At 75.3% G+C, this 15,698-nt stretch carries 15 protein-coding genes and 1 rRNA gene; 13 read left to right on the top strand and 3 right to left on the bottom strand.

Features of this window, described 5'->3' with window-relative positions; genetic code table 11:
• From rrf to IE316_RS35230, 3 genes are all read left to right on the top strand, one after another.
• Nucleotides 1-94: ribosomal RNA gene (rrf, locus tag IE316_RS22125) — 5S ribosomal RNA — on the top strand; the annotation flags it as partial.
• 197 nt (nt 95-291) lie between these two features.
• Nucleotides 292-1,266 (top strand): hypothetical protein, encoded by a 975-nt coding sequence (locus tag IE316_RS35225; protein WP_229910532.1) that lies wholly within the window; start codon nt 292-294, stop codon nt 1,264-1,266.
• The gene (locus IE316_RS35230; protein WP_229910533.1) at nt 1,158-1,922 is read left to right on the top strand and encodes a tetratricopeptide repeat protein; all 765 of its coding nucleotides are present in this window, start codon (nt 1,158-1,160) and stop codon (nt 1,920-1,922) included. The genes IE316_RS35225 and IE316_RS35230 overlap by 109 nt, the downstream gene beginning before the upstream one ends.
• A 64-nt stretch (nt 1,923-1,986) precedes the next feature.
• On the opposite strand, the gene IE316_RS22135 is transcribed toward IE316_RS35230, so the two are convergent.
• Nucleotides 1,987-3,279 carry a DUF1015 domain-containing protein gene (locus tag IE316_RS22135; protein ID WP_190206185.1) on the bottom strand — a complete coding sequence of 431 codons (1,293 nt, stop codon included), beginning with the start codon at nt 3,277-3,279 and terminating at the stop codon, nt 1,987-1,989.
• Between the two features lie 71 nt (nt 3,280-3,350).
• Here IE316_RS22135 and IE316_RS22140 point away from each other — a divergent pair, with 71 nt between their 5' ends.
• The 4 genes from IE316_RS22140 (at nt 3,351) to IE316_RS22155 (ending at nt 7,533) form a co-directional block, all read left to right on the top strand.
• Nucleotides 3,351-4,382, top strand: a complete 1,032-nt coding sequence (locus IE316_RS22140) for an HAD hydrolase-like protein (protein ID WP_190206186.1) — start codon at nt 3,351-3,353, stop codon at nt 4,380-4,382.
• Between the two features lie 216 nt (nt 4,383-4,598).
• Nucleotides 4,599-5,642, top strand: coding sequence for a FecCD family ABC transporter permease (locus tag IE316_RS22145; RefSeq protein WP_190206187.1), 1,044 nt, complete (start codon nt 4,599-4,601; stop codon nt 5,640-5,642).
• Nucleotides 5,639-6,676 (top strand): FecCD family ABC transporter permease, encoded by a 1,038-nt coding sequence (locus IE316_RS22150; RefSeq protein ID WP_190206188.1) that lies wholly within the window; start codon nt 5,639-5,641, stop codon nt 6,674-6,676. The genes IE316_RS22145 and IE316_RS22150 overlap by 4 nt, the downstream gene beginning before the upstream one ends.
• The gene (locus tag IE316_RS22155; protein ID WP_190206189.1) at nt 6,673-7,533 is read left to right on the top strand and encodes an ABC transporter ATP-binding protein; all 861 of its coding nucleotides are present in this window, start codon (nt 6,673-6,675) and stop codon (nt 7,531-7,533) included. Before IE316_RS22150 ends, IE316_RS22155 begins: the two co-directional genes overlap by 4 nt.
• A gap of 13 nt (nt 7,534-7,546) precedes the next feature.
• Here IE316_RS22155 and IE316_RS22160 read toward each other — a convergent pair whose 3' ends face one another.
• Nucleotides 7,547-7,894 carry an SCP2 sterol-binding domain-containing protein gene (locus tag IE316_RS22160; RefSeq protein ID WP_190206190.1) on the bottom strand — a complete coding sequence of 116 codons (348 nt, stop codon included), beginning with the start codon at nt 7,892-7,894 and terminating at the stop codon, nt 7,547-7,549.
• A 42-nt stretch (nt 7,895-7,936) separates the two neighbouring features.
• Between IE316_RS22160 and IE316_RS22165 the strand changes: the two genes are divergently transcribed.
• From IE316_RS22165 to IE316_RS22190, 6 genes are all read left to right on the top strand, one after another.
• Nucleotides 7,937-8,278: an uL10 family ribosomal protein gene (locus IE316_RS22165; RefSeq protein WP_190206191.1), complete on the top strand. Its 342-nt coding sequence runs from the start codon at nt 7,937-7,939 to the stop codon at nt 8,276-8,278.
• A 7-nt stretch (nt 8,279-8,285) separates the two neighbouring features.
• On the top strand, nt 8,286-9,101 hold the full coding sequence (locus IE316_RS22170) for a TlyA family RNA methyltransferase (RefSeq protein WP_190206192.1): 816 nt from the start codon (nt 8,286-8,288) through the stop codon (nt 9,099-9,101).
• Complete coding sequence (locus IE316_RS22175; RefSeq protein WP_190206193.1) at nt 9,098-10,003, top strand: NAD kinase; 906 nt, start codon at nt 9,098-9,100, stop codon at nt 10,001-10,003. The genes IE316_RS22170 and IE316_RS22175 overlap by 4 nt, the downstream gene beginning before the upstream one ends.
• A gap of 171 nt (nt 10,004-10,174) precedes the next feature.
• Complete coding sequence (gene recN, locus IE316_RS22180) at nt 10,175-11,893, top strand: DNA repair protein RecN (RefSeq protein WP_190206518.1); 1,719 nt, start codon at nt 10,175-10,177, stop codon at nt 11,891-11,893.
• Between the two features lie 28 nt (nt 11,894-11,921).
• A complete protein-coding gene (locus IE316_RS22185; RefSeq protein ID WP_190206194.1) occupies nt 11,922-12,677 on the top strand; it encodes a hypothetical protein in 756 nt (251 codons plus the stop codon).
• Between the two features lie 186 nt (nt 12,678-12,863).
• Nucleotides 12,864-14,003 (top strand): glycosyltransferase family 4 protein, encoded by a 1,140-nt coding sequence (locus IE316_RS22190; RefSeq protein WP_190206195.1) that lies wholly within the window; start codon nt 12,864-12,866, stop codon nt 14,001-14,003.
• Nucleotides 14,004-14,025: 22 nt separating this feature from the next.
• Here IE316_RS22190 and IE316_RS22195 read toward each other — a convergent pair whose 3' ends face one another.
• The gene (locus IE316_RS22195; RefSeq protein WP_190206196.1) at nt 14,026-15,684 is read right to left on the bottom strand and encodes a PucR family transcriptional regulator; all 1,659 of its coding nucleotides are present in this window, start codon (nt 15,682-15,684) and stop codon (nt 14,026-14,028) included.
• Between the last annotated feature and the right edge of the window lie 14 nt (nt 15,685-15,698).

Below are 15,698 nucleotides of genomic sequence, written 5' to 3' on the forward strand. Positions count from 1 at the left end.
AACGCCCGGTTACATTCCGAACCCGGAAGCTAAGCCTTACAGCGCCGATGGTACTGCAGGGGGGACCCTGTGGGAGAGTAGGACGCCGCCGAACAATCTTTGGAAGGACCCCTGGTCTCCAGCGTTGAGCTGGACCAGGGGTCCTTTTTTGTTTTGTGGCAGGCACAGCCCGGAGCGCGTCGGGTACCCGGCTGCGCGAGAATGACTTGCAGTACCGAAGACAGGAGTCACCGATGTCCACCAACTCTCCCGACGACCGACCGGAGCGCGACCAGCGGCGACGGGACAGTGGTGACCGCGGTGCCCGACGCGGGGACCGCGGAGACCGGGGTGGCTTCCGCCGGGACGACAGCCGCGACAACCGGGGCGGAGGCTATGCGCGGCGGGACGATCGCCGTGACGACCGTCGCGATGACCGGGGCGATCGGGGACCGCGCCGGGACGACCGCGACCGCGGTTTCCGGCGTGACGATCGCGGGGACCGCGGGGACCGTCCGGCCTTCCGTCGCGACGACCGCCGGGATGACCGGCGGGATGACCGCCGCGACGATCGTCCTGGTGGTTACCGCCGTGACGACCGAGGCGGGTTCCGGCGCGATGACAGCCGCCGTGACGACAGCCGCGGTGGTGGATACGGCGGCCGGCGGGACGACCGGCCCGGCGGGTTCCGCCGCGACGACCGCCGGGATGACCGGCGCGACGACCGGCGTGATGACCGCCCCGGCGGTTACCGCCGTGACGACAGGCGCGACGATCGGCGGGACGACAGGCGGGATGACCGCCGTGTCGGGGACCGGGGTGGTTACGCCGGACGGCGTGATGACCGGCGCGACGACCGTCGGGATGACCGGGACCGTGGGTTCCGTCGGGACGACCGGGGCGGCGGCTACCGAGGCGGCCGGGACGACCGGCGTGACGACCGCGGGGATCGCGGGGACCGTCCGGCCTTCCGGCGCGACGACCGCCGGGATGACCGGCGGGATGACCGGCGGGACGACCGCCCCGGTGGTTACCGCCGTGACGATCGAGGCGGGCGCGGGCCCCGTAGGGACGACCGCGGTGGCCGTCCGGGCGGGTTCCGGGGCCGGGACGACCGGCGGGGCGGTCCCGGGCGCGGCCGGGACGAGCGGGACCGCGACCGGGAGCCGATCAAGCGGCTGCCGATCCCGGACGACGTCACCGGCGAGGAGATCGACAAGGACGTACGGCAGGAGCTGCAGAGCCTGCCCAAGACGCTCGCGGACGATGTCGCCAGGAACCTGGTGATGGTCGCGCGGCTCATCGACGAGGACCCCGAGGCGGCGTACGCGTACTCCAAGGTCGCGCTGCGGCTGGCGTCGCGCGTGGCGGCCGTACGGGAGGCCGGTGGGTTCGCGGCGTACGCGAACCAGAAGTACGGTGAGGCGCTCGCCGAGTTCCGGGCCGCGCGGCGGATGACCGGGAACGTGGACCTGTGGCCCGTCATGGCCGACTGCGAGCGCGGCCTCGGCCGGCCCGAGAAGGCGCTGGACATGGCCGGCGCCCCCGAGGTGCACAAGCTGGACAAGGCCGGGCAGGTCGAGATGCGACTCGTCGCGGCCGGGGCCCGGCGGGACATGGGGCAGCTCGACGCGGCGATCGTGACCCTGCAGAGCCCCGAGCTGGCCTCCCACTCCGTACAGCCGTGGACCGCCCGGCTGCGGTACGCCTATGCCGACGCGCTGCTGGCGGCCGGTCGGACGGGCGAGGCGCGGGAGTGGTTCGCCAAGGCCGTGGAGTCCGACCGGGACGGCAGCACGGACGCCTCCGACCGGCTCGCCGCGCTGGACGGCGTGGAGTTCGTGGACGCCCTCGACGAGGACGAGGACGAACACGGGGACGAGATCGGCGACGACCAGGGCGAGGACGGGGGCGCCGCCTCCGCTGAGCGGGGCGAGGGCTGACCTCCGGGCGACGGATGAAGAGGGGCGGAACCGGAAGCGGTTCCGCCCCTTTCGTCTGCGTGGCTCAGAGGTCGAGGGCTCGCAGGACCAAGCCCGAGGCCGGTTTCGGGCCGAACGACGTGGACTTGCGGGGCATCGTGACGCCCTGGCGGGCCAGGTCGCGGACGACCTCCTCGCGGACCGGGTGCATCAGGACCGCCGTACCGCCGTCGCGCTCCGCCTTCTCCACCGTGGCCGCCGTGTCATGGATGTACGAGACATGCGCCGCCGAGTCGTCCGGGACATGCCAGACATGGGGAAGCAGGGTGGCGTGCAGGACGGTCGCGTCGAGGGTGCGCCACGCCTCGGGGCGGTCGGCGGGGACCGTACGGGCCAGCAGGCCGGGGTCGGGCCGGTCGACGAGGTGGAAGGCGCCGTCGCCGGCCAGCAGGAAGGCGTTGCCCTCGCGGGCGGCCCCGGCCAGCGCGTCCAAAGCCGTGGACAGCGGGGTGCCGGAGTTCAGGCGGCGCACGCGGAAACGGTCCTTCACCGCGGTCACGGCGGCGTCCACCGGGAGGTCGTGCAGCAGGCGGTGGATGGCGCGGACGCGGAGCGGGTAGCGGACGGTGTCGACCAGCAGGACCAGGCCGTAGTCCCAGGGGCTGGGGGAGGGGTGCTCCGCGCGCAGGCGGCGGTAGGTCGCCCAGCGGTGGTGGCCGTCGGCGATCAGGGCCTGGTGCCGGGCCAGTTCGGAGCGGACGCGGGCGAGGTCGCCCGGGTCGGTGAGCTGCCACAGGCGGTGGCCGAAGCCGTCCTCGGTGGTGGTCGCCAGCAGCGGGGGCCGCTCGGCGGTGGTCTCGATGAGGTCGGAGGTGGCGCCGCCGTCGCCGCGGTAGGTCAGCAGCAGCGGCTCGAAGTTGGCGTGCGTGGCGCGCATCAGGGCCGCGCGGTCGGCGACCACGTGCGGCATCACGTCCTCGTGCGGCAGGACGATCCGCTCCTCCGGGTCCGAGACGCGCAGGGCGCCGATGAGGCCGCGCTGCACCAGGCCGGCGCCGTCGCGCTGCTCGTACACGTACAGGCCCGGTGCGGGGTCGGCGGTCAGGACGCCGTCGGCGCGCCAGCGGCGCAGGGTGCGGGCGGCCTGCTCGTTGCGGGCGTCCGGGGTGGCGGCCTGGGGGAGGATCAGCCGGACGATGTTGTGCGGGTCGGCGGATTCCAGGTGGAGCAGGCCGTCGGGACGGACCACGACGTCGTACGGCGGTGATGTCACGGCGGCCAGGCTGCCGACCCGGTCGGGGTCGTAGCGGAGACCTCGGAACGGGGTGAGTTCCAGGCCCCGGCGCTCCGTTGCTTCCGAGTGACCTGCTGTATTCATCCCGGCATCGTACGTGTGTCAGTGGCATGGGGGATGATCGGGGGAAAGGCGTCGAACGAGGAGCGATCGAGATGAGCCGGAGCGTCAGGACGAGGCCCGAGGGCAGTGGGCAGGCCCTGAGCGAGGCGTACGACACGGCGCTGCTCGACCTGGACGGCGTGGTCTACGCCGGGGGGAACGCGATCGCGCACGCCGTGGAGTCCCTCGGCACCGCGCGCGACGGCGGGATGCGGCTCGCGTACGTCACGAACAACGCGCTGCGGACACCGGACGCGGTCGCCGGCCACCTGACCGAGCTGGGCATACCGGCCGGCGCGGAGGACGTCATCACCTCGGCGCAGGCGGTGGCCCGGCTGGTCGCCGACGAGGTGCCGTCGGGCGCGCGGGTGCTGGTCGTCGGCGGCGAGGGGCTGCGGGTGGCGCTGCGCGAGCGGGGCCTGGTGCCGGTGGAGTCGGCCGACGACGATCCGGTGGCGGTGGTGCAGGGGTACGGCGGGCCCGAACTGCCGTGGGGGCGGTTCGCGGAGGCGTGCTACGCCATCGCGCGCGGGGTGCCGTGGTTCGCGTCCAACACCGACCTGACGATCCCGAGCGCGCGGGGGATCGCGCCGGGCAACGGGGCGGCGGTGGAGGTCGTCCGGATCGCCACCGGGGCCGAGCCCCGGGTCGCGGGCAAGCCGCTGCCGCCGATGCACCGGGAGACCGTCCTGCGCACCGGGGCCGAGCGGCCGCTGGTGGTGGGGGACCGGCTGGACACGGACATCGAGGGCGCGTTCCACGGCGAGGTGGACTCGCTGCTGGTGCTGACCGGAGTCACCGACGGCGCCCAGTTGCTGGCCGCGCCGCCGGAGCACCGGCCGACGTACGTCGACGCGGATCTGCGCGGGCTGCTCACCGGGCAGCCGGAGGTCTCCGGGACGGCGGACGAAGGGTTCCGCTGCGGCGGCTGGACGGCCACGGCGGGCGCGGAGCGCCTGGAGCTGTCGGGCGACGGCGTCGCCCTCGACGGCCTGCGGGCGCTGTGCGCGGCGGCCTGGACGGCGGGCGGCGAGAAGGGGTGCGCGCTGGACGCGGGGAAGGCGCTGGCCAAGCTGGGGCTGTGAGCGGGCGGGGCGAGCCGCGTGCCGGCGGGGAAGCTGCCGACCTAGCTGGGTCTGCGCGCCCGCCGTGGCCGGGAGGTCCGAGCCGAGCTGGGCCTGCGCGCCCGCCGTGGCCGGGAGGTCCGAGCCGAGCTGGGCCTGCGCGCCCGCCCCGGCCGGAAGGCCCGAGCCGAGCTGTGGGGATCGTGATCCAATGGGAGGGTAGGCTAACCTAACCGGGTGTTGGTCGACAGTCCTCCCGAACAGCGCGCGGAGACCGCCCCCGCGCCCCCGAACCGCCGGGCGGTCCGCGTGGCCGGGCTGCTGGTGTCCGCCGCGATCCTGGTCGGTGTCGCGCTGGCGAGCCTCGCCATCGGCGCCAAGGACCTGTCCCTGAGCCAGGTGTGGCACGGGCTGTTCGAGGACTCCGGTTCCTACGGCGACGTGGTGGTGGGCGAGCGGCTGTCGCGGACCGTGCTCGGTCTGCTCGCCGGTGCCGCGCTCGGCCTGGCCGGAGCCGTCCTCCAGGCCCTCACCCGCAACCCGCTGGCCGACCCCGGCCTGCTCGGCATCAACGCGGGCGCCTCCGCCGCCGTCGTCACCGCCATCACCTACTTCGGCGTCACCTCGCTCACCGGCTACGTCTGGTTCGCCTTCGTCGGCGCGGCGGCGGTCGGGGCGCTGGTGTGGTTCCTGGGCGGCAGCCGGGGCGCCACCCCGGTCCGGCTGGCCCTGGCCGGCACCGCGATCAGCGCCGCCCTCTACGGCTACCTCCAAGCCGTAATGATCATGGACGAGGCCGCGCTGGGCACCATGCGGTTCTGGACGGTGGGCTCGCTGTCCTCGGCGAACGACGACACCATCACCCAGGTCCTGCCGTTCCTGCTGGCCGGTTCGGTGCTCGCCCTGCTGCTCGCCCGGCCGCTGAACGCGATGGAGATGGGCGACGACACCGCCCGGGCCCTGGGCGCCAACCTCAACCGGACCCGGGCGCTGTCGATGCTGGCCGCCACCGTGCTGTGCGGGGCGGCGACCGCCGCGTGCGGGCCGATCCTGTTCGTCGGCCTGATGGTCCCGCACGTCGTGCGCTCCTTCACCGGCCCCGACCTGCGCTGGATCCTGCCGTACGCCACGATCCTGTCGCCCGTGCTGCTGCTCGGCGCCGATGTGCTGGGCCGGATCGCCGCCCGGCCCGCCGAACTCCAGGTCGGCATCGTCACCGCGATCCTCGGCGGCCCGGTCTTCATCTACCTGGTACGACGGCGGAGGACGGCCCAACTGTGAAGAGCAACCGTGCCGTGCGCACCCCGGGCGGCCTCTCGGTCCGGGTCGATGTGCGCACCCTCATCGTCGTCGTCCTGCTGCTGCTCGTCGCGCTCGCCGCGAGCGTCGTGCTGATCGGCACCGGCGACTTCCCGATCCCGGCCGGGGACGTGCTGAAGACGCTGTTCGGCGGCGGCGACCCGGGCCAGGGATTCATCGTCCGCGAGCTGCGGCTGCCCCGGGTCCTGGTCGGACTGCTGGTCGGCGCCTCGCTCGGGCTGGGCGGCGCGCTGTTCCAGGCGATCTCCCGCAACCCGTTGGGCAGCCCGGACGTCCTCGGCCTCGGACAGGGCGCCACCGCCGGCGCGCTGATCATGATCGTGCTGTTCTCCGGGAGCACCGCCCAGGTCACCTTCGGCGCCCTGGTCGGCGGCCTGGTGACCGGCCTCGGCATCTACGTCCTCGCCTGGAAGCGCGGGGTGCACGGCTACCGGCTGGTCCTGGTCGGCATCGGCGTCTCCGCGATCGTCACCGCGGTCAACGGCTATCTGATGACCCGGGCCGACATCGTGGACGCCTCCCGGGCCGTCGTCTGGATGACCGGCAGCCTCAACGGCCGCGACTGGGCGCAGGTCTGGCCGCTGCTGATCCTGTGCGCGGTCCTGGTGCCGCTCTGCCTCGCCAACGGGCGGGGCCTGCGGATGCTGGAGATGGGCGACGACATCTCGTACGCCCTGGGGGTGCGCGTGGAGCGGGTACGGATGCTGCTGCTGGTCGCCGCCGTGCTGCTCACCGCCTCCGCCACCGCCGCCGCCGGGCCGGTCGCCTTCGTGGCGCTCACCGCGCCGCAGTTGGCCCGCCGGCTGACCCGCGCGCCCGGCCCCAACCTGCTGCCGTCCCTGTGCATGGGCGCCGCCCTGCTGGTCACCGCCGACTGGATCTCGCAGCGCACCTTCGGCGCCGACCAACTGCCCGTGGGCGTGGTCACCGGCGTGCTCGGCGGCGTCTACCTGCTGTGGCTGCTGGTCACCGAGCGCAAGGCGGGCCGGATATGAGCGCCGCCACCGGCAACGGGATGGACAACCAGAGGAGCATCGTGAACCGCCTGTCCGCCGAGGACGTCACCCTCGCCTACGACCAGCGCGTCATCGCCGAACACCTGTCGGTGCAGATCCCCGACCACTCCTTCACGGTGATCGTCGGCCCCAACGCCTGCGGCAAGTCCACCCTGCTGCGCGCCCTGTCCCGGATGCTCAGGCCCAGCCAGGGCCGGGTGCTGCTGGACGGCGAGGTCATCCAGTCGATGCCCGCCAAGCAGGTCGCCCGCACCCTCGGTCTGCTGCCCCAGTCCTCCATCGCCCCCGACGGCATCACCGTCGCCGACCTCGTCGGCCGGGGCCGCTACCCGCACCAGGGCCTGCTGCGCCAGTGGTCGGCGGAGGACGAGCGGGTGGTGCGGGAGTCGATGCGGCAGACCGGCGTCGCCGAACTCGCCGACCGGTACGTCGACGAACTCTCCGGCGGCCAGCGCCAGCGCGTGTGGATCGCCATGGCCCTCGCCCAGCAGACCCCGCTGCTGCTCCTGGACGAGCCGACGACGTACCTCGACATCCAGCACCAGATCGACGTCCTGGACCTCTGCGCCGACCTCCACGAGGAGCAGGGCCGCACCCTCGTCGCCGTGCTGCACGACCTCAATCACGCCGCCCGGTACGCCACCCACCTCATCGCCCTGCGCGACGGCCGGGTGATCGCCGAGGGGGCGCCCAAGGACATCGTCACCGCCGAGCTGGTCGAGGAGGTCTTCGGGCTGCGCTGCCAGGTCATCGACGACCCGGAGACCGGCACGCCACTGGTGGTGCCGGCCGCGCGCACGGCACGCGCGCGCGTGGCGGCCGACAAGGCGTCGTGAAGAGAGACGGCGGCTACAGGAGCTTTCTCAGGCGGAGCAGGTCGCGCAGGCCCGCCTCCAGCTTCACCCGGCCCGAGCCCCACGCCCTGGCGAAGTTCAGCTCGCCGTCGACCAGGGCGATCAGGTCGTCGCCGGTCATCGCGAGCCTGATGTCGGCCTTCTCGCGCGGCGGCCCGGTCAGCGTCTCGCGCACATCTATCCGGCCGTCCGCCATGCGCCCGGCGAAGGTGACGTCCAGATCCGTGAGGTGGCAGCTCACCGAACGGTCCAGGGCGGCGGCCGCCCGGACGTTCCCCTCGCTGTGCCCCATGCTGTCCGAGAGCTTCTCGAGTGCGGCACGGCACTCCTCGATCGTCGCCATCGGCACCGACCGTACCGCAGGGGTTCGGGGTAGCGTCGGGGCATGAGCGACGCAGCCCCCCGGACGGAGACCGAGCCGGAGATCCGCACGGAGACCCCGCCGGCCGAGGTCCCGTCGGCCGAGACCCCGGCCGAGGTCCCGGCCGGGACCCCGGCCGAGGACGGTCCCGCCGCGCCCGCCCCGCTGGACATCCCCCGCACCCCCACCGGGGACGCGCGGGTGGACGCCCTCCTGGAGCGGCTCGGCGACGCCGGGCACCTGCCCACGGAGGGGCACATCGAGGTGTACGAGGATGTACACCGGGGGCTGCGCGACGCGCTCACCGCGCTCGACGCCCGCCCGGGACCTCCGGCGCCCCCCTCGACGTATGGCAGTAGGAGCTGAACCGAACGTGGCAGGAGTCGCACGCCGCCGTCTCGACGCGGAACTGGTCCGCCGCAAGCTCGCGCGCTCCCGCGAGCACGCCAGCCAGTTGATCGCCGCCGGCCGGGTCACCGTCGGCCGGACCGTCGCGACCAAACCCGCCACCCAGGTGGAGACCGCGGCGGCCATCGTCGTCGCGGCCGACGACAGCGATCCCGAGTACGTCTCGCGCGGCGGGCACAAGCTCGCCGGCGCGCTCGCGGCCTTCGTGCCGCGCGGGCTCGTGGTGCAAGGGCGGCGGGCGCTGGACGCCGGCGCCTCCACCGGCGGCTTCACCGACGTCCTGCTCCGGGCGGGCGCGGCCCACGTGGTCGCCGTGGACGTGGGCTACGGGCAGCTCGCCTGGTCGCTGCAGAGCGATGAACGCGTCACCGTCAAGGACCGTACCAACGTCCGCGAATTGACGCTCGAAGCGATCGACGGGACACCGGTGGACCTGGTCGTCGGGGATCTGTCGTTCATCCCGCTCGGACTGGTCCTGCCCGCCCTGGTCCGGTGCGTGACACCGGACGCCGACCTGGTGATGATGGTCAAGCCGCAGTTCGAGGTGGGCAGGGAACGGCTGGGCAGCGGAGGCGTCGTCCGCAGCCCGGAGCTGCGGGCCGAGGCGGTGCGGGGCGTGGCCCGCACGGCGTGGGACCTGGGCCTCGGGGTACGGGGCGTCACGGCGAGTCCGCTGCCGGGACCCTCCGGCAACGTCGAGTACTTTCTGTGGCTGCGGGCCGGAGCCGACGCGCTGGACCCGGCCGACGTCGATCGCGCAGTGGCGGAGGGGCCCCAGTGACACAGAACCCGGCTCGTACGGTCTTCCTGCTGGCCCACACCGGACGGCCCGCGGCCGTGCGCAGTGCCGAGCTGGTGGTACGGGGGCTGCTGGACTCCGGCATCGGGGTACGGGTGCTGGAGGCCGAGGCGCGGGACCTGCCGCTGCCCGGCGAGGTCGGGCTGGTCAAGGAGGCCACCCCGCAGTGCCTCGACGGGTGCGAGCTGCTCATCGTGCTCGGCGGGGACGGCACGCTGCTGCGCGGCGCCGAGTTCGCGCGGGCCTCCGGGGTGCCGATGCTCGGCGTCAACCTCGGGCGGGTCGGCTTCCTCGCCGAGGCCGAGCGGGACGACCTGGACAAGGTCGTCGACCGGGTGGTCGACCGGGCCTACGAGGTCGAGGAGCGGATGACCGTCGACGTCGTCGTGCACCGCAACGGCGACATCGTGCACACCGACTGGGCGCTGAACGAGGCGGCCGTGCAGAAGGCCGGCGCGGAGAAGCTCCTGGAGGTCGTGCTCGAGGTCGACGGGCGGCCGGTGACCGGGTTCGGGTGCGACGGAGTGGTGCTGGCGACGCCGACCGGGTCGACGGCGTACGCGTTCTCCGCCGGGGGACCGGTGGTGTGGCCGGAGGTGGAGGCGCTGCTGATGGTGCCGATCAGCGCGCACGCGCTGTTCGCCAAGCCGCTGGTGACCTCGCCGGACTCGGTGCTGGCGGTGGAGGTGCTGCCGCACATTCCGCCGGGGGTGCTCTGGTGCGACGGGCGGCGGACGGTGGAGCTGCCCGCCGGGGCGCGGGTGGAGGTGCGCCGGGGGGCGGTGCCGGTGCGGCTGGCCCGGCTGCACCACGCCTCGTTCACCGATCGGCTGGTCGCCAAGTTCGCGCTGCCGGTCTCCGGCTGGCGGGGGGCTCCTCATTGACGCGGGTCCGCCGTGCGGGCGCGGCGGACCTGAGCGGGTGCGGGTGGTGTGCGGCTTGCCGCGCCGTTCCCCGCGCCCCGGTCGGGGCGCTTCCACTCCTGTGGGTGACATCCATGGCCTGTGTGCGCTTTGCTGCCCGGACCTCGTAAGGTCGTGTGCGTGTTGGAGGAGATGCGGATACGGTCGCTCGGCGTGATCGACGACGCCGTCGTCGAGCTGTCGCCCGGGTTCACCGCCGTCACCGGCGAGACGGGCGCGGGCAAGACCATGGTGGTCACCAGCCTGGGCCTGCTGCTGGGCGGGCGGGCGGACGCGGCGCTGGTTCGGATCGGGGCGAAGAACGCGGTGGTGGAGGGCCGGGTCACCGTCCCGCCCGGCGCCAGGGTCGCCGTGCGGGCCGAGGAGGCCGGGGCCGAGCTGGACGACGGGGCGCTGCTGATCAGCCGCACCGTGTCCGCCGAGGGGCGCTCGCGGGCGCACCTGGGCGGGCGGTCGGTGCCCGTCGGGGTGCTCGCCGAACTCGCCGACGAGCTGGTGGCCGTGCACGGGCAGACCGACCAGCAGGGACTGCTCAAACAGGCCCGGCAGCGGCAGGCGCTGGACCGGTACGCCGGGGACGCGGTCGCCGTGCCGCTCGCCAAGTACACCGAGGCGTACCGCAGGCTGCGCGCGGTCTCGGCGGAGCTGGCGGAGATCACCACGCGGGCGCGTGAGCGCGCCCAGGAGGCCGACCTGCTGCGCTTCGGCCTGGACGAGATCGCGGCCGTGGAGCCCAGGGCCGGCGAGGACGTGGAGCTGGCCGAGGAGGCGGAGCGGCTCGGGCACGCCGAGGCGCTGGCGTCCGCCGCGACGGCCGCGCACGCCGCGCTCGCGGGCAACCCGGAGGACCCCGAGGGCCTGGACGCGGCGACGCTCGTCGCGGGCGCCCAGCGAGCCCTGGACGCGGTGCGCTCGCACGACCCGGCGCTGGCGCCGCTGGCCGACCGCATCGCCGAGGTCGGCATCCTGCTGCGGGACGTGGCCGGCGAGCTGGCCGGGTACGCCGACGACCTGGACGCCGATCCGCTGCGGCTGGCCGCCGTGGAGGAGCGGCGGGCCGCGATCAACGGGCTCACCCGCAAGTACGGCGAGAACGTCACCGAGGTGCTGGCCTGGGCCGAGCGGAGCGCGGCGCGGCTGACCGAACTCGACGGCGACGACGAGCGGATCGCCGAGCTGACCGCCGAGCGGGACGCGCTCCGGGCCGAACTGGGCGGGCTGGCGCAGGCGTTGACGGACGCCCGGACGGAGGCGGCGGAGCGGTTCGCCGCCGCCGTGACCGCCGAGCTGGCGTCGCTGGCGATGCCCCACGCGCGCGTGTCGTTCGCCATCCGGCAGACCGAGGACCCCGAGGGCGTGGAGGTCGGCGGGCGGACGGTCGCCTACGGTCCGTCCGGCGCCGACGAGGTCGAGCTGCTGCTCGCCCCGCACCCCGGCGCCCCGGCCCGGCCCATCGCCAAGGGCGCGTCCGGCGGTGAGCTGTCGCGCGTGATGCTGGCCGTCGAGGTCGTCTTCGCGGGCACCGACCCGGTGCCGACGTACCTCTTCGACGAGGTCGACGCCGGGGTCGGCGGCAAGGCGGCGGTCGAGATCGGGCGGCGGCTGGCGAAGCTGGCGAAGACCGCGCAGGTCGTCGTGGTCACGCACCTGCCGCAGGTGGCCGCCTTCGCCGACCGGCAGTTGCTGGTGGAGAAGACCGACGACGGGTCGGTGACCCGGTCCGGCGTGAAGGTCCTGGAGGGCGAGGACCGGGTCCGTGAGCTGTCCCGGATGCTCGCCGGGCAGGAGGACTCGCAGACCGCGCGGGCGCACGCCGAGGAACTGCTGGCCACGGCCCGGGGCGAACTGTAGGAGGGGCGGGTTTCCGTAGGCTGACCGCATGATCGACGACGTCTTCGGCCGGACCCGCTCCCTCGCCCTCGCCGCGGCCCTCACCCGGGCCGGGACCGCCGCGCTGCGGACCGCGGCGCCGGGCGGCCGGGCCCGCTGGACGCGGCGGAACCACGCCGGGCGGGCCGTCGAGCTGTACGCCGGGCCCGCGTCGGCCCTGGCGGCGGCGGTGGCGGCCGGGCTGGTGCGGCCCGCCGCCGGGCTGGCGGTGCTGGCGGCGGGCGCCTGCGGGGCCTACGACGACCTGGCCGGGGACGAGCGGCGCGGCTTCCGGGCGCATCTGTCGGCGCTCCGGCACGGCGAGGTGACCAGCGGGGCGGTGAAGCTGTTCGGGATCTCGGCGGCCGGGCTCCTCGCGGGCGCCCGGATGAAGGAACGGCCGCTGGACCAGGTCCTGGCCGGCGTCGTCGTCGCCGGGGCCGCGCACCTCGTCAACCTGGTGGACGTACGTCCCGGCCGGGCCGCCCTGGCCGGGCTGGCGCTGGGCGTGCCGGGGCTGCTGCGGCGGGGGCCCGGGGCGGAGCTGTCGGCCGTCGCGGCCGGGGTCGCCGCCGCCGTGCTGCCCGACGACCTCGGGGCGCGCGCGATGCTGGGCGACACCGGCGCGCACGCCCTCGGCGCCACCCTGGGCGCGGCCATGGCCGCGGGCAACCAGCGGGCCGGGCTGGTCGCCCATGGCGTCGCCGTGGTGGCCGCGGCGGTGTACTGGGAACGGGTCAGCGCCTGGGCACGGTCACTCATCTGAGTGACCGGGTGTGTCGGGTTGCCTCGGCGCCCGGGCCCGCGCGGGCCCCGGCCGTTCCCGGAACACCCGTACGTCCTGGCATCCTTGGCGGGGTACGCGTGGGCGACCGCGCGGCGCACCTCCCCCGCTCCACCCTTCTGTACTTTCGTCCGTGACCGCCGACGCAGAACCAGGAGCCCCGGCCCCGTGAGCCCCGTGAGCAGCCATGCCCCGCACGGCCAGTCCCCGCTGCGTACCGTGCAGGTACTGGGCGGAGGCAACGCGTGCAGCAGCGCGCATGTGCGCACGCTGACCGCGGGACTGGTCGCCCGGGGCGTGAAGGTCACGGTGTGCGCCCCCGTCGAGGCCGAGCGCGTCTACGACTTCACGGGCGCCGGCGCCGAGCACCTGCACGTGCCGCGGAGCAGCGACCCGGTCTCCGTCGCCGGGCTGCGGGCGGCCTGCGCCCACGCCGACCTGGTGCACGCGCACGGCCTGCACGCCTCCTTCCGTACCGTGCTCGCCCTCGGCGGGCGCCGGGCCCGTACCCCGCTGGTCGTCACCTGGCACGACCGGGCGTCCGCCGACGGGCCGCGCGCCCATCTGCTGCGGGTGCTGGAGCGGCGGGTGATGCGGGCCGCCACCGTGGTCCTCGGCACCACCTCCGAGCTGGTCGCCCTGGCCCGGCGGACCGGCGCCCGCGACGCCCGGCTCGCCGCGGTGGCGTCCCCCGCACCCGCGCGGTCCGCCGACCCGGAGGACCCCGAGGCGCGCCTCAAGACGCGGGCCGAACTCGGCGCCACCGGGCGGCCGTTGCTGATCGCGGTCGGCTCCCTCGAACGCCACCGGGGCTACGACCTGCTGCTCGACGCGGCCCGGGAGTGGCGCCGGCTCGACCCGCTGCCGATGGTCGTGGTGGCGGGGGAGGGGTCGCAGCGGGCGGCGCTGCAGCGGCGGATCGAGGACGAGGGACTGCCGGTGGTGCTGATCGGGCGGCGCGACGACATCCCCGAACTGCTCGCCGCGGCCGACCTGGCGCTGCTGCCGGGCCGGACGGAGGCGCGCTCGGTCTTCGCGCAGGAGGCCCTGCACGCGGGCGTGCCGCTGGTCGCGGGCCGGACCGGCAGCATGGCCGAACTCGTCGGCGACGCCGCCGAACTGGTCCCGCCCGGCGACCCCGTGGCCTTCGCCGAGGCCGTGGTCCGGCTCCTGGACGACCCCGCACGGCGCCAGTGGCTGCGGGACGCGGGCCAGGCCCAGGCGGCCACCTGGCCGACCGAGGACGAGACGGTCGCCCAAGTCCTGAGCGTCTACGACGAGTTGACCCGGCCGAGCCTGCTGGCGTGAGGGCGCGGGGCCGCCGGGCCGGTCACGGCGTAGTGGTGCCGAGGTGGCGGCGGGCGCGCAGGGCCAGGCTCAGGGACAGCACCGTCTGGGGGTCGTCGAGGTCGGTGCCGAGCAGTTCGCCGATGCGGGCCAGCCGGTTGTAGAGGGTCTGCCGGTTCAGGTGCAGCTCGCGGGCGGTCTCCGCCTTGCGGCCCGCGTGCGCCAGGTACGTCTCCAGGGTCGGCAGCAGCGGCGGCCGGGAGCGGCTGTCGTGGTCCCTGAGCGGGCCGATCGCCCGGTCCACGAAGGCCGCCAGGTCGGGATGGCCGCGCAGCCGCCACAGCAGCAGGTCGATGTCGAGGCGGCGGGCGTCGTACCAGGGGCGGTCGGTCAGGCCCTGGGCGGCGGTGGCCGTCTCCGCCGCGTGCCGCAGGCCCGCCGACGCCGCCGCCCAGTCACCGGCCACGCCGACCACCACCACCGGCGGCCAGGCCCCGGGGTGGCGCATCCCGGCGCGTTCCACACCCGCCCGCAGCGCCGCCGCGACCCGGTCCGCGACCGCCGGCCGCTCCGACCGGGACCGCAGCCCCAGCAGCAGCGGCACCCGGCCCTCCACCGGCCGCACGCCCAGCAGCACCGGCACCCCGACCGCCGCCAGCTCCTCGCCGACCGCGCGGGCCAGCACCGCCCAGTCGCCGCCCGCCGGGGACAGCCCGTCGCCCAGCCTCATCACCACCGGCAGCAGCGGACCGTCGCCCGGCCGGAACCCCAGGACGCGGGCCTGCGCCGGGGCGTCCCCGGCCGTGATCCGGCCCTCGGCGAGGTCGGTGAGGAAGTCCCCGCGCCCCCGCGCCGCCAGCTCCTCCTCCTGCCGCGCCTGCATCAGCACCACGGCCAGCACACCGGCCGCCCGCTCCGCCGCCATCCGGTGCACCGGCGCCAGCGGCGACCGCACCGGCAGCAGCACCAGGCGGGCCCGCACCGCTCCGCCGCCCGGCCCGCCGCCGGGCACGTCCACCAGCACCGAGCCCGCCGGGGGCGGGGTGTCCTTGCGCGGGCCGCGCAGCCCCTCCCAGACCTGGAGCGGACCGGCGCCCTCCGGCCCGGCCCCGGCGGCGTACAGCAGGTGCCCGTCGGGGGTCTCCAGGAAGACCGGGTTGCCGCCGAAACCGGCCAGGATGTCCAGCACCTGCGGCACTCCGCCGCCGCCGAGCAGGGCCTCGGTGCAGCGCCGGTGCACCTCCTCGGCGCGCTGGAGCAGCGCGTAGTGCCCGTTGACGATCTCGGTGTGGATCTCCTCGGTGACCGTCACGAACGGCACCTCGCGGTGCAACTGGACCAGCGGCAGCCCGGCCGCCCGCGCGGTGTCGACCAGCGCGGCCGGCAGGGTGGTGAAACGCGGGCCCAGCTCCACCACCAGCGCCGCGATGCCGCGCTCGGCGAGCGTCCGGACGAACGCCCGCTGGTCGGCGGGCCGGGTGCCGAGGCCGACGCCGGTGGTCAGCAGCAGCTCGCCGCCCTTGAGCAGCGAGGCGATGTTCGGCACCTCGCCGGCGTGCACCCAGCGCACCGGGCGCCCCAGCTTCTCGGCGCCCGACACCACCTCGGGCAGCCCGCCGCGCAGGCCGGGCAGCTCCAGCGCGCGCCGCACGGTGATCCCGGCGCCCTGACCGTCGTACCCGCTTGCGATGCCGCTGTTCATGCGCGGGACGCTAC

Source organism: Streptomyces fumanus (assembly GCF_014655295.1).
GTDB lineage: Bacteria > Actinomycetota > Actinomycetes > Streptomycetales > Streptomycetaceae > Streptomyces > Streptomyces fumanus.

Bases quoted from the DNA above. Each gene is read 5' to 3' on its own strand.
- IE316_RS22165 (WP_190206191.1), top strand. From the start codon at position 7,937: ATGAGCGACGCAGCCCCCCGGACGGAGACCGAGCCGGAGATCCGCACG.
- IE316_RS22135 (WP_190206185.1), bottom strand. From the start codon at position 3,279: ATGAATACAGCAGGTCACTCGGAAGCAACGGAGCGCCGGGGCCTGGAA.
- recN (WP_190206518.1), top strand. From the start codon at position 10,175: ATGCGGATACGGTCGCTCGGCGTGATCGACGACGCCGTCGTCGAGCTG.
- IE316_RS22140 (WP_190206186.1), top strand. From the start codon at position 3,351: ATGAGCCGGAGCGTCAGGACGAGGCCCGAGGGCAGTGGGCAGGCCCTG.
- IE316_RS22160 (WP_190206190.1), bottom strand. From the start codon at position 7,894: ATGGCGACGATCGAGGAGTGCCGTGCCGCACTCGAGAAGCTCTCGGAC.
- IE316_RS22185 (WP_190206194.1), top strand. From the start codon at position 11,922: ATGATCGACGACGTCTTCGGCCGGACCCGCTCCCTCGCCCTCGCCGCG.
- IE316_RS22155 (WP_190206189.1), top strand. From the start codon at position 6,673: ATGAGCGCCGCCACCGGCAACGGGATGGACAACCAGAGGAGCATCGTG.
- IE316_RS22195 (WP_190206196.1), bottom strand. From the start codon at position 15,684: ATGAACAGCGGCATCGCAAGCGGGTACGACGGTCAGGGCGCCGGGATC.